Below are 25,163 nucleotides of genomic sequence, written 5' to 3' on the forward strand. Positions count from 1 at the left end.
TCACAGGATCTTCATACAACTGAAGTATCAGTCGCGGAAGTTAGTGAATTGCAGGGGCATGCCGAATTCTTTGCCGCGCAATGCCGCAATGGCTTCCTGCAGGTCGTCACGCTTCTTGCCGGTAACCCGCACCTGCTCGCCCTGGATGGCGGCCTGCACCTTGAGCTTGGCGTCCTTGATATGAGCGACGATTTTCTTCGCCAGTTCCTTGTCGATGCCTTCCTTGAGCACGGCTTCCTGCTTCATCAGCTTGCCCGAGGCATAGGCGTCCTTGACCTCGAGGCACTGCACATCGATCTTGCGCTTGACCAGCGACAGCTTGAGGATCTCGATCATCGCCTCGAGCTGGAACTCGGCCTCGGCGGTCAGGTTCACGGTCAGGTCTTTTTCCTTGAACTCGAAACTGCCCTTGCCCTTGAGGTCATAACGACGGTCGAGTTCCTTGACGGCATTTTCAACCGCGTTGGTGACTTCGTGTTTGTCCAGTTCGGATACCACGTCGAATGACGGCATGTAGTGTTCTCCAAATAAAAAGGCGCGCCAGTATCAACGGCGCGCGCTTGGCTTGTGGTTAAAATCGGGCTCATTATAACGGCTCTTTTCCTGCCGACACTGCGAGCCCTCTGATGCCTGCGCCAATCCGAGTAAAAAACTGATGCCCACCACCTGGCATGTCCTCGGGGCCGGCAGTCTCGGCATGTTGTGGGCCACGCGCCTGGCCCGGGCCGGATTACCGGTGCGGCTGGTGCTGCGCAACGAAGCGCGCTTGCAGGCCTACCGCGGCGCCGCGGGCCTGACGCTGGTGGAACAAGGCCAGGCGCAGTGCTACCCGGTGCCGGGCGAAACGGCGGACAGCCCGGAGCCGATCAAGCGCCTGCTGCTGGCTTGCAAGGCTTACGACGCGCAAGCGGCGGTGACGTCGGTGGCCCATCGCCTGGACGCAGAATCGGAACTGATCTTGCTGCAGAACGGCCTCGGCAGCCAGGACGCAGTGGCCAATTGCGTGCCCCAGGCTCGTTGCATCAGCGCCTCCAGCACCGAAGGCGCGTTCCGCGACGGTGACTGGCGCGTGGTATTCGCCGGCCATGGCTACACCTGGTTGGGCGACCCGGCTCACCCGGTGGCGCCGTTCTGGCTGGACGACCTGGCCGCCGCCGGCATTCCCCACGAATGGAGCGCCGACATCCTCACCCGTCTCTGGCGCAAGCTGGCACTCAACTGTGCAATCAATCCACTGACCGTGCTGCATCACTGCAAGAACGGCGGCCTGCTGGAACACCACTGCGAAGTGGCGACCCTGTGCGCGGAGCTCACGGAGGTGCTCGAACGGTGCGGCCAGCCCGCGGCGGCCGAGGATTTGCAGCCGGAAGTCGAACGTGTGATCCAGGCCACGGCCGCCAATTACTCCTCGATGTACCAGGATGTGGCCAATCGGCGTCGTACCGAAATCAGCTATTTGCTCGGCTACGCCTGCAAGGTTGCCCAGCGCCATGGGCTGACCGTGCCGCACCTGGAACAACTGCGCCAGCGACTGATTGTCCACTTGGACAACCTCGGATTGCCCAGCGACTGAGCAGCGGCTACGCTGGCCCTCGTGTTCCTTTCTTAGCGACGAGTCTGATGCCATTGCGCCAGCGCCTTGAAAACCTTCCGGTCGGCCAGAAACTGCTGGCCGCCCTGTTGGTGTTGTTGACCACTGTCCTGCTGGTAGCCAACCTGACCTTTATCAGCGCCGCCTACTACATTTCCCAGGAAAGCATGGCGCCCCAGGCCCTGCAGACCATTGGCCGACTGGTCGCCAACCCGAGCCTGATCTCTGACGCCCTGCAGTCGCCACAAAGTGCCCAGCGCCTGCTCGACGAGCTCAACAGCTACGCACCGCTGCGGGCGGCGGCGTTGTACGACGGCCAGGGCGACCGCCTGGCACAGCTGCAACAGGGCGAAAAGCTCAAGCTGCCGGACCATTTCCGCAACATACAAGCCTGGCAAGCGAGCGAGTTCCGCAGCAACCAGGTCATTACCCTGCCCCGCCCCGGCACGACGCCGGGGCACCTGTTGCTGGTGGCCAGCAGCGAATTGCCGACGGCGTTCTACACCGGCACCCTGACCGCCAGCCTCGGCATCCTGATTTTCAGCGTATTGCTCTGGCTGGTCATCGCCCAGCAAATCAAACGCCTGATCACCCAGCCGATCCATCAACTCGAAGAACTGTCGCGCCAGGTCACCCGCGAAGAGAACTACTCCCTGCGCGCCGCCCGCGGTAATCACGACGAGATCGGCAGCCTGGCCGAAGCGTTCAACACCATGCTGTCGCGGATCGAGGCCCGGGAGCAGCAACTCAAGCGCGCGCGGGACGACTCCCAGGCCGCCTACGACCAGGCCCAGGGCCTGGCGGAAGAGACCCGCCATACCAATCGCAAGCTGGAGCTGGAAGTCCAGGTGCGCAGCAAGATCGAGAAAAAACTCACGGGCTTCCAGAATTACCTCAACAGCATCATCGACTCCATGCCGTCGGCCCTGATCGCCCTCGACGAGCAACTCTACGTCACCCAATGGAACCAGGAAGCCAGCGCCCTCTCCGGCACGCGACTGGACGAGGCCCTGAACCAACCGATCTTCCTTGCCTTCGAACCGCTCAAGCCGTACCTGCCCCAGCTCAAGCAGACCGTCGAGCAACATACGGTGGCCAAGATCGAACGCGTCACCTGGACCAAGGACGACGAGGCCCGGCATTACGCCCTGACGTTCTATCCGCTGATGGGCGGCGCCGGGCGGGGCGTGGTGATCCGCATCGACGACATCACCCAGCGCCTGTCGCTGGAGGAAATGATGGTGCAATCGGAAAAAATGCTCTCGGTCGGCGGCCTCGCGGCGGGCATGGCCCATGAGATCAACAACCCCCTGGGCGCCATCCTGCACAATGTGCAGAACATCCGCCGACGCTTGTCGCCGGAATTGCCGAAGAACCTCGAACAGGCCGAGCAACTGGGAATCGAATTGCCGGTGGTCAACCGCTACCTGGAAAGCCGGGAAATCCCACAATTGCTCGACGGCATCCAGCAGGCCGGCGCCCGGGCGGCGAAAATCGTCACCCACATGCTCAGCTTCAGCCGGCGCAGCACGCGGCAGATGGCGCCCTGCGACCTGCCGGCGCTGATCGACCAGGCGGTGGAAATCGCCGGTAATGACTTCGACCTGACGATCGGCTTCGACTTCAAGGGCCAGGCGATCATCCGTCAGTTCGACCCGAACCTGGGCCCGGTGCCCGGCACGGCCAACGAACTGGAACAGGTACTGCTCAACCTGCTGAAAAACGCCGCCCAAGCCATCCACCAACGCCAGGACGACAGCGAACCCGGGCGCATCATCCTGCGTACGCGGTTGAATCCGCCATGGGCGGAAATCCAGGTCGAGGACAATGGCATCGGCATGAGCGAGAACGTGCGCAAGCGCACCTTCGAACCCTTCTTCACCACCAAGGAGATCGGCCAGGGTACCGGCCTTGGGCTGTCGGTCTCGTATTTCATCATCACCAACAACCACAAGGGCCAGATGGAAGTGCAGTCGGCGCCGGGCCAAGGCACCTGCTTCACCTTGCGCCTGCCCCTGACGGGCCCCTCGATGGTGGCGCAGGAAGACAAACCACTGGAGCGTTGAGCATGGGTTTCCGCTTGTCGAAGATTTACACCCGCACCGGCGACAAAGGTGAAACCGGGTTGGGCGATGGTCGCCGCGTGGCGAAGGACCACCCACGCGTCGAGGCCATCGGCGAAGTGGACACACTGAACAGCCAGTTGGGCTTGCTGCTGGCCGGGCTCGCCGCCGAAACGGCCCGGTGCCCGGCGCTGAAGGAAGTCAGCGAGGTGCTGGGACCTTGTCAGCATCGATTGTTCGACCTGGGCGGCGAGCTGGCGATGCCGGCCTACCAAGCCTTGAACGTGGCGGAAATCGAGCGGCTGGAAGCGGCGATCGATGTGTGGAACGAGGAATTGGGGCCGCTGGAAAACTTCATCCTGCCCGGTGGCTCGACCCTGATCGCCCAGGCCCATGTCTGTCGCAGCCTGGCCCGCAGCGCCGAGCGGCGTTGCCAGCAATTGAACGCGGTGGAGCCGCTGACGGGGCCGGGGCTGGCCTATATCAATCGGTTGTCGGACCTATTGTTCGTGGCGGCGCGGGTCATTGCCCGGCGGCAAGGGGTGGCGGAGGTACTGTGGGAAGCGGCGGCCAAGCCTGGGGGCTGAATCGTTCTTGAGGCCGCCATCGCGAGCAAGCTCGCTCCCACACGGGATCTTCGTCGTTCACAGAATCCCTGTGGGAGCGAGCTTGCTCGCGATAGCGTCATCTGCTGCACCACATTCTCAAGCTGCTGGCCAAAACGCCCGAATTCCCGCCACACCCTGGGCCCCGGCTTCCCAGGCTTTTTGCCGCTCACCGGGCCCGACCCCACCCAACAGATAGACCGGCCGGTCAAAGCCATCGATCAACCGCGCCGCCTCTGCCCACCCCAACGGCTGTGCATCGGGATGGGTCTGGGTCGGCTGTACCGGCGAAAGCGTGACGAAGTCCACGTCCATTTGCTGCGCCAGGGACAGCTCCTCGGCGTTATGGCAGGAAGCCGCCAGCCAGCGGTCCTTGCCGAACGGTCGACCGGCCGCGGCATGCTTGCGCAGTTGCGCGGCGGTAATGTGCCAGCCAGCGGAAGGAAAATCCCCCAGCCATTCGAACGGCCCCTTGAGCATCAGTTGGGCCTTGCCGGCACACAACCCCGCCGCATCCACCGCCAGGTCGCGGTATTGCGGATCGTAGCCGTTGGGGGCGCGTAGCTGGACCAACTTGATCCCGCCGGCAATCGCCTTCTGCATGCCGCGCAGCAAGGCCGGCGTCTCAAGGCCTTCGGGAGTGATCAGGTACTCACCCGGCAGACGAGCCGCCGCGACGATCGGCTGATTGGCCGCCGGGAACTCATGATTCGTCAGGTCGCGGGCCGTCACCCAGGCCAACGGTTGCCCTTCGGCGCCATGGGGCTCGCCGGTGAACGCCGAGACTTCCCAGACATCCAGCAACACCTGCTTGTCCGGGTAATCGTGACGCACCTTGATCAACGGCCGGGCGGCGTCGACGACAATGCCCAGCTCCTCGTGAAGTTCACGGGCCAGGGCGGTTTCGACGGATTCATCGGCCTCGACCTTGCCGCCAGGAAATTCCCACAGGCCGCCCTGGTGCTGGGTGTCGGCCCGTCGGGCGATCAGGATTTTACCGGCGGCATCGCGGATGACCGCTGCCGCCACATGGACTCGTTTCACCGCGCAGTGTCCTCCAGGCCAGCCTGTTGCCACACCTTGAACGCTGGCCATTGATATAGGGTTTCGACGTAGGCCTCATCGACCTCGGACAGTTTCACCTGATAAGTGCGCAAGCGCACGGCAACAGGGGCAAAAAACGCGTCGGCCAGGCTGACGCGGCCAAACAGGTAGGGACCGGCCTCGGTCGCCGCGGCACGGCATTCAGCCCACAGCGCCAGCATCCGCTCGATTTCCACTTGGACATCAGCCGGCATGGGCGACAGCGGTGCATCGCGCAGCAGGTCAAACGGCATATGGCTGCGGATGGCGAAAAAACCGCTGTGCATTTGCGCACAGGCTGAGCGTGCCTGGGCCCGGGCGGCCACATCCTTGGGCCAGAGGCCGGCCTGCGGGAACTGTTCGGCCAGGTATTCGGCAATCGCCAGGGAATCAGCGATCACGCCGAATTCGGTCTTGAGCAACGGGACCTTGGCCGTGGCCGAGTACTTGAGCAGCTTTTCGCGGGTGTCGGGCCGGTCGAGCCTGACCAGTTCTTCGGTGTACTTCGCACCGGTCAGCGCCAGGGCGAGCGCGCCGCGCAGGGACCAGGAAGAAATGCGTTGGTCGCCGATGATCAGGTGCAGGCTCATGTCTGGATTCCTTTCTTGTGATTTTTTAGGGGCTGTACTGGCGCCATCGCGAGCAAGCTCGCTCCCACAGGGTATTGCCCGCAAATCCCTGTGGGAGCGAGCTTGCTCGCGATGGCAGCAACTCGGTCCCGAACCGGTTAAGTCCGATACTCAGCGTTGATCTTGACGTACTCGTGGGACAGGTCGGTGGTCCAGATGGTTTCGCTGCAATCCCCCCGTCCCAACTCGATACGGATGGTGATTTCTTCCTGCTGCATCACTGCCGCGCCCTGGGCTTCAGTGTAAGTGGCAGCACGAGCGCCTTGGCTAGCGATGCAGACGTCACCGAGGAACACGTCGATCTTGCTCACGTCCAGCTCAGGCACGCCGGCCCGGCCGACAGCGGCGAGGATGCGGCCCCAGTTCGGGTCGGAGGCGAACAGTGCGGTCTTGATCAGCGGCGAGTGCGCCACGGTATAGCCCACATCCAGGCATTCCTGGTGATTGCCTCCGCCATTGACCTGCACGGTCACGAACTTGGTCGCGCCTTCGCCGTCACGGACGATGGCCTGGGCCACGTCCATGCACACTTCGAATACCGCCTGCTTCAGGGCAGCGAACAGCGGGCCGCTGGCCTCGGTGATCTGCGGCAGGTTGGCCTGGCCGGTGGCGATCAGCATGCAGCAGTCGTTGGTGGAGGTGTCGCCGTCGATGGTGATGCGATTGAATGACTTGTTGGCCCCGTCGAGCATCAAGTCTTGCAGCACCTGGCGCGAGACCTTGGCGTCGGTGGCGATGTAGCCGAGCATAGTCGCCATGTTCGGCCGGATCATGCCAGCGCCTTTGCTGATGCCGGTGACGGTGATGGTCACGCCGTCATACTGGAACTGACGGCTCGCCCCCTTGGGCAGGGTATCGGTGGTCATGATGCCAGTGGCGGCGGCGGCCCAGTTGTTTTCCGACAGGTCGTCGAGGGCGGCTTGCAGTGCGCCTTCGATCTTCTCGACCGGCAGCGGTTCGCCGATCACGCCGGTGGAGTACGGCAGCACCTGGCTGGCGTCGACACCGGTCAATTCCGCCAGCTTGGCGCAGGTGCGCTCGGCGGCGGCCAGGCCTGGCGCGCCGGTGCCGGCGTTGGCGTTACCGGTGTTGGTCAACAGGTAACGCACCGGCCCCTGCACGCGTTGCTTGGCCAGGATGACCGGGGCGGCGCAAAAGGCGTTGAGGGTGAACACACCCGCCACCGTCGAGCCTTCGGCGCAACGCATGACCACGACGTCCTTGCGCCCGGGGCGCTTGATGCCCGCCGAGGCAATACCGAGTTCAAAACCGGCAACCGGGTGCAACGTGGGCAACGGACCAAGACCAACAGCCATGAATGCGCTCCTAAATTAGATGTCTATCGACGCCGTCCTCATTGGGATGGCGAATCAAAATGGCAAAACGCCGCGACGGATAGCATCCGGTCGCGGCGCGGGTGGTTCAGCCTTGAAACGGGTTTATTGGATCTGCCCGTGGCAATGCTTGTATTTCTTGCCCGAACCGCAATAGCACAGTTCGTTACGGCCCAGCTTCTGCTCGTTGCGCACCGGTGCGGTCGCCAGGGCGACATCCACATCGACGCCCTCTTCGGCGACCACTTCCAGGCCAGGGGCTTCGGCGTGCTCGAACTGCATGCGCGCAGCCAGGGCTTCGGCTTCCTGGCGCAGGCGGGCTTCTTCCTCGGCCGGGTCTTCGCGGCGAACCTGTACGTGGGACAGCACGCGGATCGAGTCGCGCTTGATCGAATCGAGCAACTCGGAGAACAGCGTGTAGGACTCGCGCTTGTACTCCTGCTTCGGGTTCTTCTGGGCGTAACCACGCAAATGGATACCGTGGCGCAGGTGGTCCATGGTCGACAGGTGGTCTTTCCACAAATCGTCCAGTACCCGCAGCACAATCTGCTTCTCGAAGGAACGCAGTGCCTCGGCGCCCGCCTGGTCTTCCTTCTCGTTGTAGGCAGCGATCAGTTCGGCCAGCAGTTTTTCACGCAGGGTTTCTTCGTACAGGTGATCGTCTTCGTCGAGCCATTGCTGGATCGGCAATGCCACGCCGAAATCGCTCTGCAAGGCGGCTTCCAGGCCGGCGACGTCCCACTGTTCCGGCAGCGACTGCGGCGGGATGTGGGCGCTGACAGTGGCGTTGAGCACGTCCTGGCGGAAATCGGCGATGGTTTCGCCAATGTTGTCGGCGGCCAACAAACTGTTACGCATGTGATAGATCACTTTACGCTGTTCGTTGTTGACGTCGTCGAACTCGAGCAATTGCTTGCGGATATCGAAGTTGCGGCCTTCGACCTTGCGCTGGGCCTTCTCGATGGCGTTGGTCACCATGCGGTGCTCGATCGCCTCGCCGGGCTGCATGCCCAGGGCCTTCATGAAGTTCTTCACCCGGTCGGAGGCGAAGATGCGCATCAGGCTGTCTTCCAGGGACAGGTAGAAACGGCTGGAGCCGGCATCGCCCTGGCGACCGGCACGGCCACGCAACTGGTTGTCGATACGACGGGATTCGTGACGCTCGGAGGCAATCACCTGCAAACCACCGGACTCCAGCACCTGCTGGTGACGCTTCTGCCAGTCGGCCTTGATCTGCGCGATCTGCTCGGGGGTCGGGTCTTCCAGGCTGGCGACTTCCACTTCCCAGTTGCCGCCCAGCAGGATGTCGGTACCACGGCCGGCCATGTTGGTGGCGATGGTCAACGCACCCGGGCGACCGGCCTGGGCGATGATCTCGGCTTCCTTCTCGTGGAACTTGGCGTTGAGGACCTTGTGCTCGATGCCTTCCTTGTTGAGCAAGGCGGACATGTGCTCGGAGGTCTCGATGGTGGCGGTACCCACCAGGATCGGACGGCCCTGGGCCATGCCTTCCTTGATGTCGTTGATGATCGCCGCGTACTTCTCTTCGGCGGTCAGGAACACCAGGTCGTTGTAGTCCTTGCGGGCCAGTGGTTTGTTCGGCGGGATCACCACCACTTGCAGGCCGTAGATCTGGTGGAATTCGAACGCCTCGGTGTCGGCGGTACCGGTCATGCCGGACAACTTGCTGTACAGGCGGAAGTAGTTCTGGAAGGTAGTCGAGGCCAGGGTCTGGCTCTCGGCCTGGATGTTCAGGCCTTCCTTGGCTTCGATGGCCTGGTGCAGGCCTTCGGACAGGCGACGACCCGGCATGGTACGGCCGGTGTGTTCGTCCACCAGCACGACCTGGCCGTCCTGGACGATGTATTCGACGTTGCGATGGAACAGCTTGTGGGCACGCAGGCCGGCATAGACGTGGGTCAGCAGGCCCAGGTTATGGGCCGAGTAGAGGCTCTCGCCTTCGGCCAGCAAGCCGACGCGGGTGAGCATTTCCTCGATGAACTGGTGACCGGCTTCGTTGAGTTCGACCTGGCGGGTCTTCTCGTCGATGGTGTAGTGCCCGGGCTGGGTCACTTCGCCTTCGACTTCCTCGACATGCAACTTGAGCTGCGGGATCAGTTTGTTGATCTCGATGTACAGCTTGGAGCTGTCCTCGGCCTGGCCGGAAATGATCAGCGGGGTACGGGCTTCGTCGATGAGGATGGAGTCGACTTCGTCGATCACGGCAAAGTTGAGTTCACGTTGGAATTTTTCTTCCATGCTGAACGCCATGTTGTCGCGCAGGTAGTCGAACCCGAATTCGTTGTTGGTGCCGTAGGTGATGTCGGCGGCGTAGGCGGCACGCTTCTCTTCCGGTGGCTGGAACGGCGTGACGACGCCGACGGTCAGGCCGAGGAATTCGTAGAGCGGGCGCATCCAGTTGGCGTCGCGGCGGGCCAGGTAGTCGTTGACCGTCACCACGTGCACGCCCTTGCCGGACAGTGCGTTGAGGTACACGCCCAGGGTCGCCACGAGGGTCTTGCCCTCACCGGTACGCATTTCGGCGATCTTGCCTTCGTGCAAGGTCATGCCGCCGATCAACTGAACGTCGAAGTGGCGCATGCCCATGATCCGCTTGCCGGCTTCACGGGCGACCGCAAAGGCTTCGGGCAGGAGCTGGTCAAGGGTTTCCCCCTTGGCGATGCGGTCCTTGAATTCGGCAGTCTTGGCGCGTAACTGATCGTCCGAAAGGGCCACCATTTGCTCTTCGAAGGCATTGACAGTCTGTACCGTCTTGAGCATGCGCTTGACTTCACGCTCGTTCTTGCTTCCAAAAAGTTTCTTTAACAAAGGCGCAAACATATCGGCAGGATCTTCCACACTAAAGGGATGGAGGGCGGCCCCATGAGTCGCCCGTGCAGCCCTCATGGCCGCATGCGAACGAGCATTCTACCCGGAAACGATGGAGAGGAAAGTGGCGTTATTCCACGATGCTGGCACAGCGCTGTGACGGGGCCACCCTAAAATAAGGGCTTTTGCGCGAACTTCAACCCACAAAGCGCAGAAGTTACTCACTGATTGTGTAGCCAAAAGCCGCTGGGCGAGAGGGTCGAGGCGCGTCCGGCGCTTTCTGCTACCATGGCGCCTCTGTCACTTGCGGTATTCATTCATGGCCTTTCGCCCTCTTCCAGCCAAGGCGCCCGCCGTTCTGCTGCGCGAAGCCAAGCCGCTGAAAGCCATCTTCGGCCACGCCAAACGCCTGGGCCACTTGCAGCGCCTGCTGGACAGCCAGTTGCAACCGGCCGCCCGCGAGCATTGCCACGTGGCGTCCTGGCGCGAAGGCAGCCTGCTGTTGATCGTCACCGACGGCCACTGGGCCACGCGCCTGCGCTACCAGCAAAAACGCCTGCTGCGCCAACTCCAGGCGTTCGAAGAATTCGCCAACCTGACGCGGATCCTGTTCAAGGTGCAGCCACCCACCGTCCAGGTCGGCGCCAAAGGTCATACACTGGACCTGTCCACCGACGCCGCGGCGACCATCCAGGCCACCGCCGACGGCATCACCGACCCCAACCTGCGGGCGGCGCTGGAGCGGTTGGCGGCACATGCGCGGCCCAAGGATTGAGATTTTCGGCGCCGGCTAGATAGCGATCGCGAGCAAGCTCGCTCCCACAGTGGATCTGCAGCGACCACCTCTTTTGTGTACAACACCAGCCCCTTGTGGGAGCGAGCTTGCTCGCGATAGCGGCAGGTCAGCCGGAACACTTTTCGCCTGCCAAACGCCTTCGCGAGCAAGCTCGCTCCCACAGTGGAACTGCAGCGACCACCTATTTTGTGTACGACACCAATCCCGCGTGGGAGCGAGCTTGCTCGCGAAGGGGGCAACTCGGTCTCGACTACCGGCGCCGCTTGCTGCCCCCCAGCAACGACCCCATCAACCCGCGCACCAGCTGCCGGCCCAGTTGATTGGCCGCCTGGCGCATCGCCGACTTGAGCGCCTGGCCGGCTGCCGTGCCAAGGAACTCGCCGGCCTTTTCGGTGAAGCTCGGTTCTTCCGCCGCCGGTTTGCCCGGGGTCACTTCGGCCTGGGGCTCCAGCCCCTTGCGTCCCATCAGCACTTCGTAGGCCGATTCGCGATCAATGGGCTTGTCGTAGCGCCCTTGCAGTGACGAACTGGCGATCAACCCGGCGCGCTCGGCCTCGCTCAGCGGCCCGATGCGCGATTGCGGAGGTGCCACCAGCACGCGCTGGACCATTTCCGGCGTGCCCTTTTCCTGCAAGGTGCCCACCAGGGCTTCACCGATGCCCAGCTCGGTCAGCACCGCCAGGGCATCGAACTGCGGGTTGGGCCGGAAACCGTCGGCCACCGCCCGCAGGGATTTCTGCTCCTTGGCCGTGAAGGCCCGCAAGCCGTGCTGGATGCGCAACCCTAACTGGGCGAGCACATCGTCCGGCAAATCGCCCGGCGACTGGGTCACGAAATACACCCCCACGCCCTTGGATCGGATCAGGCGCACCACTTGCTCCAGGCGCTCCTGCAAAGCCTTGGGCGTACCGGCAAAGAGCAAGTGCGCCTCATCGAAGAACAGCGCCAGCAGCGGCTTGTCCGCATCGCCGCGCTCGGGCAGCTGTTCGAACAGCTCGGCCAAAAGCCACAGCAGGAACGTCGCGTAGACCTTCGGCGCTTCGTGGACCAGGCGGCTGGCGTCGAGCAAGTGGATGCGGCCACGGCCATCGCTGGCCGGTTGCAGGATGTCTTCGAGCTGCAACGCCGGTTCGCCGAACAACGCGTCCGCGCCCTGCTGTTCCAAAGTGGACAGGCGCCGCAGCAGCGCCTGACTGGAGCCGGTGGTCATCAGCGCCGCGTCGTCCCCCAGCAGCTCGGGGTTGTCCTTGAGATGATTGAGCAGCGCCTTCAGGTCCTTGAGGTCCAGCAACAACAGGCCTTCACGGTCGGCCACCTTGAACGCGGCGTAGAGCGCCGACTGCTGGCTGTCCGTGAGTTCCAGCAGGCTGCCGATCAACAACGGGCCCATTTCACTCAGGGTGGTGCGCAGTGGATGCCCGGACTGGCCGTGGATATCCCACAAGGTCACCGGATAAGCCTGGGGCTTGTGGTTGAGCCAGGGCATGCCGGCGATGCGCTCGGCGATCTTGCCCTGGGGGTTGCCGGCAGCACCCAGGCCGCACAGGTCACCCTTGATATCCGCCGCGAACACCGCCACGCCGGCATCGCTGAACATTTCGGCCAGGCGCTGCAAGGTGACGGTCTTGCCGGTCCCGGTGGCGCCGGCCACCAGGCCATGACGGTTCGCCAGGCGCATGGCCTGGGCGATGGGCTGGCCGCTGAGGTCGGCACCGATAACGAGTTGCGATGAGTCAGGCATGTGGTCACCCGTGGTGTTTGCGATATGACGCCATTTTGCACGCTTATATAAAAGCATGCCTGGCGCATTGAGGCCCTGGCAGCAGGAATAATAGCTGCGAACCTGGGCCGGCCCTATCGCGAGCAAGCTCGCTCCCACAGAGATTTGGGGCGGGGCACAGATCTCATGTGGGAGCGAGCCTGCTCGCGATGAGGCCCTGTCAAACCCAGCAATACTCCACTGGCGGTGCACCCGCCCCACAACCCCAACCGAACATCTATTCTTCATAAAGGTCAACACAGGAGAACACAGACCGGAGGGACGTTCATCGTGCATATAGCGGACATAACCATGTTCTACGCCCCCGCCAGTGGAGGCGTGCGCACTTATCTGGATGCCAAGCACCGGCGCCTGGGCGATCGGCCCGGTATTCGCCACAGCCTGTTGATCCCCGGCGCGCATTTGAGCGAGCACGACGGAATCTACAAGGTGCCAGCCCCTGCGCTGCCGTTCGGCAAGGGCTATCGCTTCCCCCTTCGCCTGGCGCCCTGGCGCAATGTCCTGCGCGATCTGCAACCGGATCTGATCGAGGTCGGCGATCCGTACCTCACCGCCTGGGCCGCACTGGATGCCCGCCGTCAGCTCGACGTGCCCGTCATCGGCTTCTATCACTCCGACCTGCCGCTGTTGGTGAGCAACCGCATGGGCAACTGGTTCACCCCCAATATCGAAGCCTATGTCAGCAAGCTGTATGGCAATTTCGACCGGGTCCTGGCGCCGAGCCAGGTCATGGCCGACAAGCTGACCGGGCTGGGGGTCAAGAACGTCTATGTGCAACCCTTGGGCGTTGACCTGCAAACCTTCACCCCTGCCGCCCGCGACCCGGAACTGCGGGCCGAGCTGGGTATCGCCGAAGACGCGCGCCTGCTGATTTTCGCCGGTCGCGGCTCCAAGGAAAAAAACCTGCCGGTGCTGCTCAAGTGCATGAAACGCCTGGGCGAGCGCTATCACCTGCTGTTGGTGGGCTCATCGATGCCCGCCGTGGTGCCGGACAACGTCACGGTGGTCGACGAGTTCTGCCCGGCGCCGCAAGTCGCCCGGCTCATGGCCAGCGCCGATGCGCTGGTGCACGCCGGCGACCAGGAGACCTTCGGCCTGGTGATCCTCGAAGCCATGGCCAGCGGTATTCCCGTGGTGGCGGTGGCGGCCGGGGCTTTCACCGAAATCGTCCACGAGGACTGCGGCCTGCTGTGCACGCCCAACAATCCGCAGGCCATGGCCAATGCCGTGCGGCAACTTTTCAGTGAAGGCTGCCAACGCCGTGGCCTGCTGGCGCGCCGGCATGTGGAGCGTCATTACGCCTGGGACACCGTGGTCAACAGCTTGCTGGGGCACTACTACGCCGTGCTCGGCGAACAAATGCCGTTGCTGGCCAATGGTTGAGGCGAGGAGCGTGTCGATGAGCTCTTCGCCCAGCGTGCTATTGGTGTTGCACGACGTGGCACCGCAGACCTGGCCTGACTACCAGCCCTTCGTCGAAGCCGTGGATGCCCTCGGCCAAGTGCCGATGACCTGGCTGGTGGTGCCGGACTTTCACCGTACCAATGCCTTGGAGACTCATCCCGACTTTCGCCGCCTGCTCGACCGCCGGGTCGAGCGCGGCGACGAGTTGGTGCTGCATGGCTACTATCATTGCGACGACGGCCCTGTCGCCCGCCACCCCAAGGAGTGGTTCATGCGCCGGGTCTATACCCATGAGGGGGAGTTCTACAACCTGTCCGAGACCGCCGCCCTGGCCCGCCTGCGCGCCGGGATCGACACCTTTGAGCGCTACCATTGGCCGCTGGAAGGTTTCGTCGCCCCGGCCTGGCTGATGAGCGAAGGCACGCGCCAGGCCCTGCGCCAGTTACCGCTGAGCTACACCAGTGACACCCAACACCTCTATCGCCTGCCCGACTTCAGCGCCATTGACGCGCCGGGCCTGGTCTGGAGTGCCCGCAGTGCCTGGCGCCGCGGCCTGTCGAAAGTCATCAGCGACCAGCGTGAACAGCGCTGGCGCCAGGCTCCGGTGATTCGTCTGGGCCTGCACCCGGTGGACATGCGCCACGGGTTTTCCCGGGACTATTGGCTGCGCACTCTCGAACGCCTGCTCAACGACGGTCGCGTGCCGATGACCAAGGTCGGCTGGCTGGCAACCCAGGGGCTGCGGGCCCGCAGCGCCGCATGAAACGGCTGATCTGGCTGGGCGCCGCCCTACTCACGGCGCTGTTGGTGCCGCTGCTGGTCGGCGGCGGGGAAATGTGGTCGCGGGTGCAGCGCTTTCCCCTGTCCCTGCTGCTGACCATGCTCGGCATGATCGTGCTGTGCTGGGGCTTGAATTCCGTGCGCCTGCGCCTGTTGCTGGGTGAATACCGTGGGCGCATCGGCGGGTGGAAAAGCATGGGCGTGGTGATGTCCACCGAGTTCGCCATGTGCGCGACGCCTGGAGGCAGCGGCGGCCCACTGACGCTGATGGCCCTGCTGGCGCGCAACGGTGTGCGCCCGGCCCATGGCAGCGCGGTGTTCGCCATGGATCAACTGAGCGACTTGCTGTTCTTCCTCTGCGCCCTGGTGGGCATTCTGTTCTACGCGCTGTTCCAAAACCTCAGCCAGCGCCTGGAATGGATGCTGGCGTTGAGCGCGATTTCATTGTTTGGCGGGCTGTTCGGCTGCGTGCTGGTGGCCCATTATCACCGCCGGCTGATTCTGCTGGGCGCTCGTGTGCTGCGGCACCTACGTGTGAAAACCGCCACCCGCCGACGCTGGGGCCGCAAGATCCTGAACTTCCTCGCGGCCTTCACCGACACCTTGAAATTGCCACGACAGACGCTGTTCCAGGTCTTCGGCCTGACCTGCCTGCATTGGGCGCTGCGCTACAGCGTGTTGTACCTGGCATTGAAAGGGCTGGGCGCGGACCTGCAGTGGGCGTGGAGTTTCCTGATCCAGATGCTGTCCTTGAGCGCGGGGCAGTTCAGCCTGCTGCCGGGCGGTGCCGGGGCGGCCGAGCTGACGTCGGCGGCGCTGCTGGCCCCCATGGTGGGCAAGTCCACCGCAGCGGCGGCGATCCTGATCTGGCGGGCGGTGACCTATTACTTTTACCTGGTGGCCGGTGGGCCGGTGTTCTTCCTGATGGTCGGGCGGCCGTTGATCAAGAAGCTGATCAGGCTCAGGCAAGCCTGACCGGTCACGGCGTCTGTTCGGGCTCGTCCTGGGGATGCAATTGCTCCCACAATTGCGCGGCGTCGGGAAACTCGGTGCCATCCTCCGGGCTCAACGCGTCGGGGTCATAGCGGCTGAGGCAGCCCTCGCCCAGGGTGGCTGGCGCCTTGGAGGTGGCTTTGTCCAATGGATCGGTCATGGCGCGTGCTCTCGTAAGAAGGTTGCCCGAATCATTGTGCCCAGAGATTGCTCCCGCTCGGCTGCGCCTGTAGGAGCTGACGAGCGAAGCGAGGCTGCGATCTTTCCCCTACCGCTTGAGTCTCAAGCGAAAGAGAAAAATCAAAGGATCGCAGCCTTCGGCAGCTCCTACAAGCGCCCAAAACCCAGTCAGAAGACCACGGTCTTGTTGCCGTGCACCAGCACCCGGTCTTCCAGGTGATAACGCAGGCCCCGGGCCAATACCATCTTCTCTACGTCACGGCCGAAACGCACCATGTCTTCGATGCTGTCGCTGTGGCTGACGCGCACCACGTCCTGCTCGATGATCGGGCCGGCATCCAGCTCTTCAGTCACGTAGTGACAGGTGGCGCCAATCAGCTTCACACCGCGCATCGACGCCTGGTGATACGGCTTGGCCCCGACGAACGACGGCAGGAAACTGTGGTGGATGTTGATGACCTTGTGGGCGTATTCGCTGCACAAGGCCGGCGGCAGGATCTGCATGTAGCGAGCCAGCACCACCACCTCGGCGTCGTGCTGCTTGACCAGTCGCGAGACCTCGGCGAACGCCGGATGCTTGTCCTGCGGGTCGACCGGCACGTGGTAGTACGGGATGCCGTGCCATTCCACCATGCTGCGCAAGTCATCATGGTTGGAAATCACACAGGCGATGTCGCAATCGAGCTCATCGCTGTGCCAGCGGTGCAGCAGGTCAGCCAGGCAATGAGACTCGCGGCTGGCCATCAGCACCACGCGTTTTTTCTGCGCGGTGTCGGTGATACGCCAGTCCATCGAGAACTCTTCGGCAATGGGGGCGAACGCGTCACGAAAGGCTTCAATGTCGAAGGGCAGCGAGTCGGCACGAATCTCGTGACGCATGAAAAACCAACCGCTTTGATTGTCCGAGTGATGGCTCGCTTCGGTGATCCAGCCGTTATGGGACGCCAGAAAGTTACTGACTTTAGCAACGATGCCGACGCGGTCCGGGCAAGCAATCACCAGACGAAAAGTGCGCATTAGGGAAACTCCAGAACTTCGCAAAGGCGGCCATTCTAGCCATTGCGCGGCAAAACTGCAGTATCGATGACACGCCGGATCCTGGGCGACAGCCCCAGGCCATGGCCGGCGAGGCCCGGGAAGGCAGATTATATGTGAACGGATGTGAAGACACTGTCGCGGTATTTAACTGCAACAGGCGTTTTTGTGGCGTGGCACTAATTAATTAAATAAAACACCGGTTAAATGTTTACTTGATGAAACTGTCTGATTACTATTGTCGCACTGTCTCCTTGTCACCCGCGTCCTACATAAGGTAGTCCACATGTCCTTGATCAATGAATACCGCGCCACAGAAGAAGCCATCAAAGAACTGCAAGCTCGCCTGAAAAACCTGTCGCAAGACGACAAACTGCAAACCGAGCTTGAATTCGAAGGCAAACTGCGCACGCTGATGGGCGAATACTCCAAGTCGCTGCGCGACATCATTGCCCTGCTGGATCCAGAAGCCAAGTCGAGCAAAGCCCCACGTGGCGCCGTGAAAACTACCGGCACCAAGCGCGCTCGCAAAGTTAAGCAATACAAGAACCCGCACAACGGTGAAGTCATCGAAACCAAAGGTGGCAACCACAAGACGCTGAAAGAGTGGAAAGCCAAGTGGGGCGGTGACGTGGTAGAAGGCTGGGCAACCCTGCTGGGCTAAGCCTCACCGCGGCGCAAGCTTCTTTGCGAACAAAAAAACGCCAGTGATTACTGGCGTTTTTTTATGCCTGTTATCTTTTCATTTCATTGCGATTCAAGGCTTAAACGTTTGCGCAATTGCTGGCTGTAGCCCTGCCACTCCACGAGTACTTCTCGCTGCATCGGCGTAGACAGGGCCAGCCACTCTCCCATCGCCTCGTCAAAACTTTGCAAGGTATTAGGCGCTCCCCATTCCGGGGCGGACAGACGTTGTTGACAGAAAATTGTCCAGCGCTCCTGCTCTTCGGGACTCAAGGTGTCTGGAAAGTTGCGTGCACGATATCGGAACAATAGTTCCGGTAGACGCTCATCATCGAAAGGCCATTGCGCTTGCGCCAATTGCGCCGGGTCCGCCATGCGCACTTGTTCACATAAACGCCGATCGCGATCGCCCAAGAAACCCGCGTATAACTGTTGCTCGGGATCCTCGCTGGCGGTGAAGTCCTCGCGGCCATAAATAGCCTGAAGTTTATCCTGCCAAACTTTCTGTGCGTCAGTTAGCCGCAATGCGCGCTGTCGATAGCCCTCCATGTCCAGCTCCAGCCGCTGCTGGTCCTCGACGCGCAGCACCGACAACGGCGCGACCACCGGGCATTTGTTGATATGGATAAGTTTGAGCGGCACCGGCAACTCGCCTTCGAGCAGTTCTTCGCGGCGGGTATACAAACGCTGGCGCAGGCTTTCGGCGTCATGGTCCAACAGGCCCTGGGGGTCCAGATGCAGGTCGCAGACAATCAGGGCATTGCGGTTTTTCGGGTGCCAGGCCAACGGCAATACCACGCCGATGTAGTTGCGCGCCGCCGAGAAGCGACCGGAAATATGCACCATCGGCTGCAGCAGGCGGATCTGGTCCATCACTTTCTGCTTGCTGCGCAACTGGAACAGCCAGTCGTAGAGCCGCGGCTGCCGCTGACGGACCAGGCGGGCCAGGGCGATGGTCGCGCGCACGTCCGACAACGCATCGTGGGCCTGGCCATGATCGATGCCATTGGCGGCGGTCAGGCGTTCGAGCTTGAGGCTGACGCGACCGTCCTCTTGCGGCCAGACAATGCCTTGCGGGCGTAGCGCATAGGCCGCGCGCACCAGGTCGATCAAGTCCCAGCGACTGTTGCCGCCCTGCCATTCCCGTGCGTACGGGTCGAAGAAATTCCGATAGAGGCTGTAGCGGGTCATTTCATCGTCGAAACGCAGGGTGTTGTAGCCGGCACCACAGGTACCGGGCGCGGCCAGTTGCCCGTGGATACGGGTCATGAAGTCGGCTTCGCTCAAGCCTTTTTCGGCCAGGCATGTCGGGGTGATGCCGGTAATCGCACAGGCCGCCGGATGCGGCAGGATGTCATCGCTGGGCCGGCAATAAAGATTCACCGGTTCGTCGATTTCATTGAGCTCGAAATCGGTACGGATACCCGCCACCTGCAAGGGCCGGTCGCAACGCGGGTTGATGCCGGTGGTTTCGTAGTCGTACCAGAAGATGGAAGTCACGGGCTGTTCCTGAACTGAAGACTGGCGAAGTCTAGGCGCTCGGGCCTGCCTGCGACCAGCAGTGCTGTAACTTTTGAATTCCAATGTGTGGTTCCCTCCACCCCGTGTGGGAGCGAGCTTGCTCGCGATCGCGGTGGTTCAGCTTGCATCAATGTTGAATGGGCTGCCGTCATCGCGAGCAAGCTCGCTCCCACAGTTGAACTCCGCTGCTCATCGCTGCGATGTTCAATCCCACCGGATGATGCAGGCAGTGTTCGCCTTCTCAATCCTGTTGCAAACCATGAAATGACCTGCACAGTTCTATCGTTTGCCCGCACGAAGACTGCTAGCATCGGGGCCGAGATTGAATGTTCGGATCGGCCCATCACAGGTTGCCCATGCTCGAGACACCAGCACTGCAAAGGAACGCGACGCTGCCCGCGCCCCTGGACACGCGTTATCAGGTGGAAACGCCGGAGGGCATCGACCTGCCACTGCGCCCGGCGGGGCTGATGCCGCGTGCGATCGCCTTCACCATCGATCTGGGTATACGCGGCTTGGTCCTGGGTGTTTTTTTCCTGGTCCTGGCGTTTTTCGGCGAGCTGGGGCTCGGCCTGGGGTCCATCCTGCTGTTTGTCGTCAGTTGGTGGTACATGGTGCTGTTCGAAGTACTCAACCAGGGGCGTTCTCCCGGCAAGCAGATCATGGGGCTGCGCGTGGTGCAGGACGATGGCCGGCCCATCGGCTGGTCGGCGTCGTTGATCCGTAACCTGCTGCGTTTCGTCGACATGCTGCCCTTCGGCTACACCTTCGGGGCCATCTGCTGCCTGCAGCATCCGGCGTTCAAGCGCCTGGGCGATCTCGCGGCCGGTACGCTGGTGGTCTATCGCGAACAACCGGTCAAACGCCCCGCATTGCCCATGGTCCCGCCGATACGCGCGCCTTTCACCCTGAACCTGCATGAGCAACGCGCCGTGCTGGGCTTCGCCGAACGCCAGGCCGAACTGTCCCAGGCGCGGGTCAACGAACTGGCCGCGATCCTGGCCGCGCCACTGAACGTCCAGGTGCCGAACGCCACCGCCGAGCTCAATGGCATCGCTCGCGGCCTGCTGGGGCCGACATGAAGCAGAGCCTGTTCGAAAGCCGCCACCAAGGAGAATGGGAGCACCTGGCCCAGCTACTCGATCAATTGGAGCGCAGCCGCAACGTGCCCCAGAGCGGTGACTTCCCTGCCGCCTACCGACGGCTTTGCCATCACCTGGCATTGGCCCAGGCCCGGGGCTACAGCAGCTTGCTGGTCGACACCCTGCAGCAACTGGCGCTGCGCGGTCACCAGCAACTCTACCGGGATCGCAGCCGACCATCGGCCAGCCTTTCGGCCTTTATCCTGGTCGGTTTCCCTCGACTGGTGCGTGAACAATGGCGCTTCGTGCTGGCCGCCGCCCTGATGTTCCTGGGCAGCCTGGTCGGCATCGGGCTGCTGGTCTATCTGTTTCCGGAACTGGTCTACAGCGTGCTGGGCGCCGACGAAATCAGCCAGATCCGCAGCATGTATGACCCGGCCTCCGGGCACCTGGGACGCTCAGTCGAACGGGCCGCCAGCGAAGACTGGGTCATGTTCGGCTACTACATCATGCACAACATCGGCATTGCCTTTCAGACGTTCGCCAGCGGCTTGATCTTTGGGCTGGGGAGCGCGTTCTTCCTGTTTTTCAATGGCCTGACCATCGGCGCGGTGGCCGGGCACCTGACCCAGATCGGTTCCGGTGGAACGTTCTGGTCGTTCGTGATCGGCCACGGCGCCTTCGAACTCACCGCCATCGCCCTGGCCGGTGCCGCGGGCCTGCAACTGGGCTGGGCGTTGATCGCCCCGGGACGCCTGACCCGTGGCGAGGCCTTGCGGCTCGCGGCGGGTAAAAGCGTGCTGATGGTCGGCGGCGTGATGCTGTTCCTGCTCATCGCCGCGTTCATCGAGGCCTACTGGTCTTCCAGCGCGGTAACGCCCGCCACCAAATACACCGTGGGCGGCTTGTTGTGGCTGTTGGTCATCAGCTATCTGTCGCTTGCCGGACGGGCCCGCCATGCGCCTGAGTGATGCCACCGTCGTCATCCGCCCACGCACCACCTGGGAAGCCATGGACCTTGGCGTGTTGATGAGCCAGCAGCATCGACGCTTGCTGATGACCAGCTGGGCGATCATCACGCTGCCGGTGTACCTGTTGCTGACCCTGCTGCTATGGGACTCACCGTCCCTGGTGGTGATGCTGTTCTGGTGGTTGAAACCGGCCTTCGACCGTCTGCCGCTGTACATCCTGTCCAAGGCGCTGTTTGGCGAAACCCCCACCTTGCGACAGGCCTTGCGCCAATGGCCGGCGCTGCTCAAGCCCCAGTTGCTGGCCAGCCTGACCTGGCGCCGACTGAGCCTGAGCCGCAGCTTCCTGCTGCCGGTGGTGCAACTCGAAGGACTAACCGGTGAAGCACGGGAGCAACGCAAACGGGTATTGCTGCAACGCAACCGCGGCGCGGCGCAATGGTTGACCATCATCGGCATGCATCTGGAAACCGCCCTGTGGTTCGGCCTGATGGCCCTGTTCTATCTGTTCGTGCCGCAACAAGTCGAACTGCAATGGGATTGGGAGACCTTGGTGTCAGCAGCCGAGCACGACTGGTTGTGGTTCGAACACCTGGTCAACTTCCTCTACCCGCTGCTGCTGATCTTGTGGGAGCCGGTGTACGTCGCCTGCGGCTTCAGCCTCTACCTGAACCGGCGCACGATCCTCGAAGCATGGGACATCGAACTGGTGTTCCGGCGCCTGCGCCAGCGCCTGAGCGGCGTGGCCCCGGCATTGTTGCTGCTGGCCCTGGTGATGCTGCCGCTGGCGCCCCCGGTGTGGGCCGACGAGGAGCCCAATGCCCCCGACAGCCCGCGGCTGCTCAACCAGCCCCTGACCAGCGAAGCCTCCCGGGCCGGCATCAAGGCGATCCTTGAGGCCCCGCCGTTCAAGAACCCGCAGACCGTCACCCGTTATCGTTTCGGCGAAGAAACCGCCGAACCCACTGACGAGACCGAGGCCAAACCGAGCTGGCTCAAGGCCCTGTTCAAATGGCTCGGCGGCCAACGCTTCGACATCGCCGCCGCGCTGATCCAGGTCGCGCTGTGGGCCTGCCTGGCAGGTGCGATCGCCTGGCTGGCCTGGCACTACCGGAAACGGCTCAAAGCCCTGGTCAATCGGCGGCCAACGCAACGTCTGCCCGTGGAACGAGCGGCACCGGCACACATGTTCGGCCTGGATATTCGTGAAGAAAGCCTGCCGACCGACGTCGCCGCCAGCGTCGAACAGCTGTGGGCCACGCAACCCCGTGAAGCCTTGGGCCTGCTGTACCGGGCACTGCTCAGCCGGTTGCATCATGACTTCAAGATCCCCTTGAAACCGTCCGACACCGAAGGCCAGGTGCTGCAACGCGTCGAACAGCTCGAGCAGGACAACCTGCTGGGCTTCAGCAAAAGCCTGACCCTGCATTGGCAGAACATTGCCTATGGGCATCGTCCGCCGCCGCCCCACCTGCAACAGGAACTGTGTGACGGCTGGCGCGGGTTGTTCGGGCCGGGAGCGTCTCGATGAGCCGGCACGCGGGGTGGCTGATCGGCGCCGTGCTGGCCGCCGTGGTGTGCGCATTCGGTTTTTATCTCTACACCCAGGCCGTGCCCTATGAAGAGGTCGTCGAGCACGGCCCCTCCCCGGAAGTACAGGCCAACCCTTACCTGGCCGCCGAACTGTTCCTGCGCCAGCGGGGGATCAACGTCGAGCACGCCAACAGCCTGGAGGTGCTGCCCACCCTGGAGCCACGCCAGCACAGCCTGCTGTTGCTGGGCGAGCGCACGCACATGACGCCACGGGAAGTCGAACAGTTGATGAACTGGACCCGGGCCGGCGGACGCCTGGTCTTTGTGGCTGAAGCCTTGTGGGACAAGAGCACCGGCAGCAGCGGCGACCTGCTGCTCGACCGCGTGCGCCTGCGTCAACTGCTGAGCGAAGACCTCAAGGAGCCCGCGCCCGAACTGATCAAGGACCGTTACCCGGAACTGACCAAGCTCTATCTGGAAGACGAAGAGGCGCCGGCGTATGCCGGTTTCGACACCGACTTCCACCTCGAAGACCCGTACAACCTGGCCCAGGCCTGGGCCAACAGCGCGGTGTCGACCCACATGATGCAATTGAACCTCGGCCTCGGCTCGATCACCGTGATCACCGACGCCGAGCTGTGGAAGAACGACGCCATCGACCAGTACGACAACGCCTGGCTGCTCTGGTATTTGAGCGCCGACACGGATGTCACCCTGCTGTTCAACACCGATCACGACACCTTGCTGACCCTGTTGCTGCGCTATTTCCCCCAGGCGCTGGTGGCACTGCTGGCCTTGGTTGCCCTGTGGTTCTGGCATTCGGCGGTGCGCCACGGCCCGCTGCAACCACCGGCCTCCCAGGCCCGGCGCCAGCTGGAAGAACACGTACAGGCCAGCGCCGGTTTCCACCTGCGCCACAACGGCCAGCAGCACCTGTTGCATGCCTTGCAACAAGACGTGCTGCGCCGGGCCCGCCATCTTCACCCAGGCTTCGAACAACTGGCCGTCGCCGAACAATGGCAGGTACTCGCCCGCCTGACCCGACAGCCCACGCGGGCCATCAGCCAGGCCTTGAGCCCACGGCCGAAACAGCGTATGTCCAGCGCAGAGTTCTGCCGCCAGGTCGCCCATTTGCAAACCCTCAGGAATGCCTTATGACTGAACAGAACGAACCTATCGACAGCCAGGCCCACGCCGCCCAACAGCGCCAGCGCGCCATTCAGTTGGCCCAGGCGATCCGCACCGAGCTGCGCAAGGCGGTGGTCGGCCAGGCCAGCGTGATCGACGATGTGCTCACGGCGCTGATCGCCGGCGGCCACGTGCTGCTCGAAGGCGTTCCCGGGCTGGGCAAGACGTTGCTGGTGCGCGCCTTGGCTCGCTGCTTCAACGGCGAGTTCGCGCGCATCCAGTTCACCCCCGACCTGATGCCCAGCGACGTCACCGGGCACGCGGTGTATGACTTGCAGACCGAGCAGTTCAAGCTGCGCAAGGGCCCGGTGTTCACCAACCTGTTGCTGGCCGACGAGATCAACCGCGCACCGGCCAAGACCCAGGCCGCGCTGCTCGAAGCCATGCAGGAACGCCAGGTCACCCTCGAAGGCCGCGCCCTGCCCATCAGCCAGCCGTTCATGGTACTCGCCACCCAGAACCCCATCGAACAGGAAGGCACCTACCCGCTGCCGGAAGCCGAGCTCGACCGCTTCATGCTCAAGGTGCGCATGGACTACCCGGACGCCGACCAGGAGCTGGACATGGTGCGCCAGGTCAGCCGCTCGACCCGTGCCGACATGCTCGACGTGCAACCGCTGCGCATGGTGCTGCAGGCCAAGGACGTGCAAGCGTTGCAACGCATCGCCAGCGACCTGCCGATGGACGACCAGGTGCTCGACTACGCCGTGCGCCTGGCCCGCACCACCCGCAGTTGGCCGGGTTTGACCCTCGGCGCCGGGCCCCGTGCGTCAATTGCGCTGGTGCGGTGCGCCCGGGCCCGGGCGTTGTTGCGCGGCGGCGAGTTCGTGGTGCCGGACGACATCAAGGGCTGCGCCCTGGCCGTACTGCGCCATCGGGTACGACTGGCGCCGGAACTGGACATCGAAGGGCTGTCGGTGGACCAGGTGCTGGGGCAGTTGCTCGATCAAGTGCCGGCGCCGCGGTTGTGAATGCGCATTTCGTGATGGAGAGACTCATTGTGGCGAGGGGATTTATCCCCGCTGGGCTGCGAAGCGGCCCCCTGGTTTTGTCTGACACACTGCAAGGGGCCGCTGCGCGCCCCA

General features: G+C 63.0%; 22 protein-coding genes. 13 read left to right on the plus strand and 9 right to left on the minus strand.

What is annotated here, in order from left to right; all coding sequences use genetic code 11:
- Nucleotides 1-27 precede the first annotated feature (27 nt).
- Nucleotides 28-513, minus strand: coding sequence for a YajQ family cyclic di-GMP-binding protein (locus BLU85_RS11045; RefSeq protein WP_092201461.1), 486 nt, complete (start codon nucleotides 511-513; stop codon nucleotides 28-30).
- Between the two features lie 142 nt (nucleotides 514-655).
- Here BLU85_RS11045 and BLU85_RS11050 point away from each other — a divergent pair, with 142 nt between their 5' ends.
- Genes BLU85_RS11050 through BLU85_RS11060 form a run of 3 tightly spaced genes read left to right on the plus strand, consistent with a single transcriptional unit; the run spans nucleotide 656 to nucleotide 4,241 of the window.
- Nucleotides 656-1,573, plus strand: a complete 918-nt coding sequence (locus BLU85_RS11050) for a putative 2-dehydropantoate 2-reductase (protein WP_092201459.1) — start codon at nucleotides 656-658, stop codon at nucleotides 1,571-1,573.
- Nucleotides 1,574-1,620: 47 nt separating this feature from the next.
- Entirely contained in the window at nucleotides 1,621-3,657 is a 2,037-nt protein-coding gene (locus tag BLU85_RS11055) for a sensor histidine kinase (protein WP_092201457.1), read from the plus strand.
- Nucleotides 3,658-3,659: 2 nt separating this feature from the next.
- Nucleotides 3,660-4,241 carry a cob(I)yrinic acid a,c-diamide adenosyltransferase gene (locus BLU85_RS11060; protein WP_092201455.1) on the plus strand — a complete coding sequence of 194 codons (582 nt, stop codon included), beginning with the start codon at nucleotides 3,660-3,662 and terminating at the stop codon, nucleotides 4,239-4,241.
- A 117-nt stretch (nucleotides 4,242-4,358) separates the two neighbouring features.
- On the opposite strand, the gene BLU85_RS11065 is transcribed toward BLU85_RS11060, so the two are convergent.
- From BLU85_RS11065 to secA, 4 genes are all read right to left on the minus strand, one after another.
- The gene (locus BLU85_RS11065; RefSeq protein WP_092201453.1) at nucleotides 4,359-5,303 is read right to left on the minus strand and encodes a Nudix family hydrolase; all 945 of its coding nucleotides are present in this window, start codon (nucleotides 5,301-5,303) and stop codon (nucleotides 4,359-4,361) included.
- Nucleotides 5,300-5,932, minus strand: a complete 633-nt coding sequence (locus BLU85_RS11070) for a glutathione S-transferase family protein (RefSeq protein ID WP_092201451.1) — start codon at nucleotides 5,930-5,932, stop codon at nucleotides 5,300-5,302. Before BLU85_RS11070 ends, BLU85_RS11065 begins: the two co-directional genes overlap by 4 nt.
- A 137-nt stretch (nucleotides 5,933-6,069) precedes the next feature.
- Nucleotides 6,070-7,287 (minus strand): bifunctional glutamate N-acetyltransferase/amino-acid acetyltransferase ArgJ, encoded by a 1,218-nt coding sequence (gene argJ, locus BLU85_RS11075; protein WP_092201449.1) that lies wholly within the window; start codon nucleotides 7,285-7,287, stop codon nucleotides 6,070-6,072.
- Between the two features lie 123 nt (nucleotides 7,288-7,410).
- On the minus strand, nucleotides 7,411-10,146 hold the full coding sequence (gene secA, locus BLU85_RS11080; RefSeq protein WP_092201447.1) for a preprotein translocase subunit SecA: 2,736 nt from the start codon (nucleotides 10,144-10,146) through the stop codon (nucleotides 7,411-7,413).
- A 307-nt stretch (nucleotides 10,147-10,453) separates the two neighbouring features.
- Between secA and BLU85_RS11085 the strand changes: the two genes are divergently transcribed.
- Nucleotides 10,454-10,909, plus strand: a complete 456-nt coding sequence (locus tag BLU85_RS11085; RefSeq protein ID WP_003205074.1) for a DUF721 domain-containing protein — start codon at nucleotides 10,454-10,456, stop codon at nucleotides 10,907-10,909.
- A gap of 271 nt (nucleotides 10,910-11,180) precedes the next feature.
- Here BLU85_RS11085 and BLU85_RS11090 read toward each other — a convergent pair whose 3' ends face one another.
- Complete coding sequence (locus tag BLU85_RS11090) at nucleotides 11,181-12,671, minus strand: helicase HerA-like domain-containing protein (protein ID WP_092201445.1); 1,491 nt, start codon at nucleotides 12,669-12,671, stop codon at nucleotides 11,181-11,183.
- 330 nt (nucleotides 12,672-13,001) lie between these two features.
- Here BLU85_RS11090 and BLU85_RS11095 point away from each other — a divergent pair, with 330 nt between their 5' ends.
- Genes BLU85_RS11095 through BLU85_RS11105 form a run of 3 tightly spaced genes read left to right on the plus strand, consistent with a single transcriptional unit; the run spans nucleotide 13,002 to nucleotide 15,869 of the window.
- On the plus strand, nucleotides 13,002-14,093 hold the full coding sequence (locus BLU85_RS11095; RefSeq protein WP_092201443.1) for an N-acetylglucosaminyl phosphatidylglycerol synthase: 1,092 nt from the start codon (nucleotides 13,002-13,004) through the stop codon (nucleotides 14,091-14,093).
- 16 nt (nucleotides 14,094-14,109) lie between these two features.
- Nucleotides 14,110-14,877, plus strand: coding sequence for an N-acetylglucosaminyl phosphatidylglycerol deacetylase (locus BLU85_RS11100; RefSeq protein ID WP_092201441.1), 768 nt, complete (start codon nucleotides 14,110-14,112; stop codon nucleotides 14,875-14,877).
- The gene (locus BLU85_RS11105) at nucleotides 14,874-15,869 is read left to right on the plus strand and encodes a glucosaminyl phosphatidylglycerol flippase (RefSeq protein WP_092201439.1); all 996 of its coding nucleotides are present in this window, start codon (nucleotides 14,874-14,876) and stop codon (nucleotides 15,867-15,869) included. Before BLU85_RS11100 ends, BLU85_RS11105 begins: the two co-directional genes overlap by 4 nt.
- Nucleotides 15,870-15,873: 4 nt before the next feature.
- Here the strand turns inward: BLU85_RS11105 and BLU85_RS31140 are convergent, their stop codons facing one another.
- Together BLU85_RS31140 and purU are read right to left on the minus strand one after the other, a co-directional pair.
- On the minus strand, nucleotides 15,874-16,047 hold the full coding sequence (locus BLU85_RS31140) for a hypothetical protein (protein ID WP_170842278.1): 174 nt from the start codon (nucleotides 16,045-16,047) through the stop codon (nucleotides 15,874-15,876).
- A 188-nt stretch (nucleotides 16,048-16,235) separates the two neighbouring features.
- Nucleotides 16,236-17,084 carry a formyltetrahydrofolate deformylase gene (gene purU / locus BLU85_RS11110; RefSeq protein ID WP_092201437.1) on the minus strand — a complete coding sequence of 283 codons (849 nt, stop codon included), beginning with the start codon at nucleotides 17,082-17,084 and terminating at the stop codon, nucleotides 16,236-16,238.
- Between the two features lie 304 nt (nucleotides 17,085-17,388).
- Here purU and mvaT point away from each other — a divergent pair, with 304 nt between their 5' ends.
- Nucleotides 17,389-17,766 carry a histone-like nucleoid-structuring protein MvaT gene (gene mvaT / locus BLU85_RS11115; protein WP_003205091.1) on the plus strand — a complete coding sequence of 126 codons (378 nt, stop codon included), beginning with the start codon at nucleotides 17,389-17,391 and terminating at the stop codon, nucleotides 17,764-17,766.
- 83 nt (nucleotides 17,767-17,849) lie between these two features.
- On the opposite strand, the gene sbcB is transcribed toward mvaT, so the two are convergent.
- Nucleotides 17,850-19,286: an exodeoxyribonuclease I gene (sbcB, locus tag BLU85_RS11120; RefSeq protein WP_092201435.1), complete on the minus strand. Its 1,437-nt coding sequence runs from the start codon at nucleotides 19,284-19,286 to the stop codon at nucleotides 17,850-17,852.
- 377 nt (nucleotides 19,287-19,663) lie between these two features.
- Between sbcB and BLU85_RS11125 the strand changes: the two genes are divergently transcribed.
- The 5 genes from BLU85_RS11125 to BLU85_RS11145 are packed head-to-tail and all read left to right on the plus strand — an operon-like array spanning nucleotide 19,664 to nucleotide 25,049.
- On the plus strand, nucleotides 19,664-20,389 hold the full coding sequence (locus BLU85_RS11125; RefSeq protein WP_092201433.1) for an RDD family protein: 726 nt from the start codon (nucleotides 19,664-19,666) through the stop codon (nucleotides 20,387-20,389).
- Nucleotides 20,386-21,360 (plus strand): stage II sporulation protein M, encoded by a 975-nt coding sequence (locus BLU85_RS11130; RefSeq protein ID WP_092201431.1) that lies wholly within the window; start codon nucleotides 20,386-20,388, stop codon nucleotides 21,358-21,360. The genes BLU85_RS11125 and BLU85_RS11130 overlap by 4 nt, the downstream gene beginning before the upstream one ends.
- Nucleotides 21,347-22,888 carry a DUF4129 domain-containing protein gene (locus tag BLU85_RS11135; protein ID WP_092201429.1) on the plus strand — a complete coding sequence of 514 codons (1,542 nt, stop codon included), beginning with the start codon at nucleotides 21,347-21,349 and terminating at the stop codon, nucleotides 22,886-22,888. Before BLU85_RS11130 ends, BLU85_RS11135 begins: the two co-directional genes overlap by 14 nt.
- Entirely contained in the window at nucleotides 22,885-24,048 is a 1,164-nt protein-coding gene (locus BLU85_RS11140; protein WP_092201427.1) for a DUF4350 domain-containing protein, read from the plus strand. Before BLU85_RS11135 ends, BLU85_RS11140 begins: the two co-directional genes overlap by 4 nt.
- On the plus strand, nucleotides 24,045-25,049 hold the full coding sequence (locus BLU85_RS11145; protein WP_092201425.1) for an AAA family ATPase: 1,005 nt from the start codon (nucleotides 24,045-24,047) through the stop codon (nucleotides 25,047-25,049). The genes BLU85_RS11140 and BLU85_RS11145 overlap by 4 nt, the downstream gene beginning before the upstream one ends.
- Nucleotides 25,050-25,163: the final 114 nt, after the last annotated feature.

The organism is Pseudomonas sp. NFACC14, from assembly GCF_900106885.1.
GTDB lineage: Bacteria > Pseudomonadota > Gammaproteobacteria > Pseudomonadales > Pseudomonadaceae > Aquipseudomonas > Aquipseudomonas fluorescens_AA.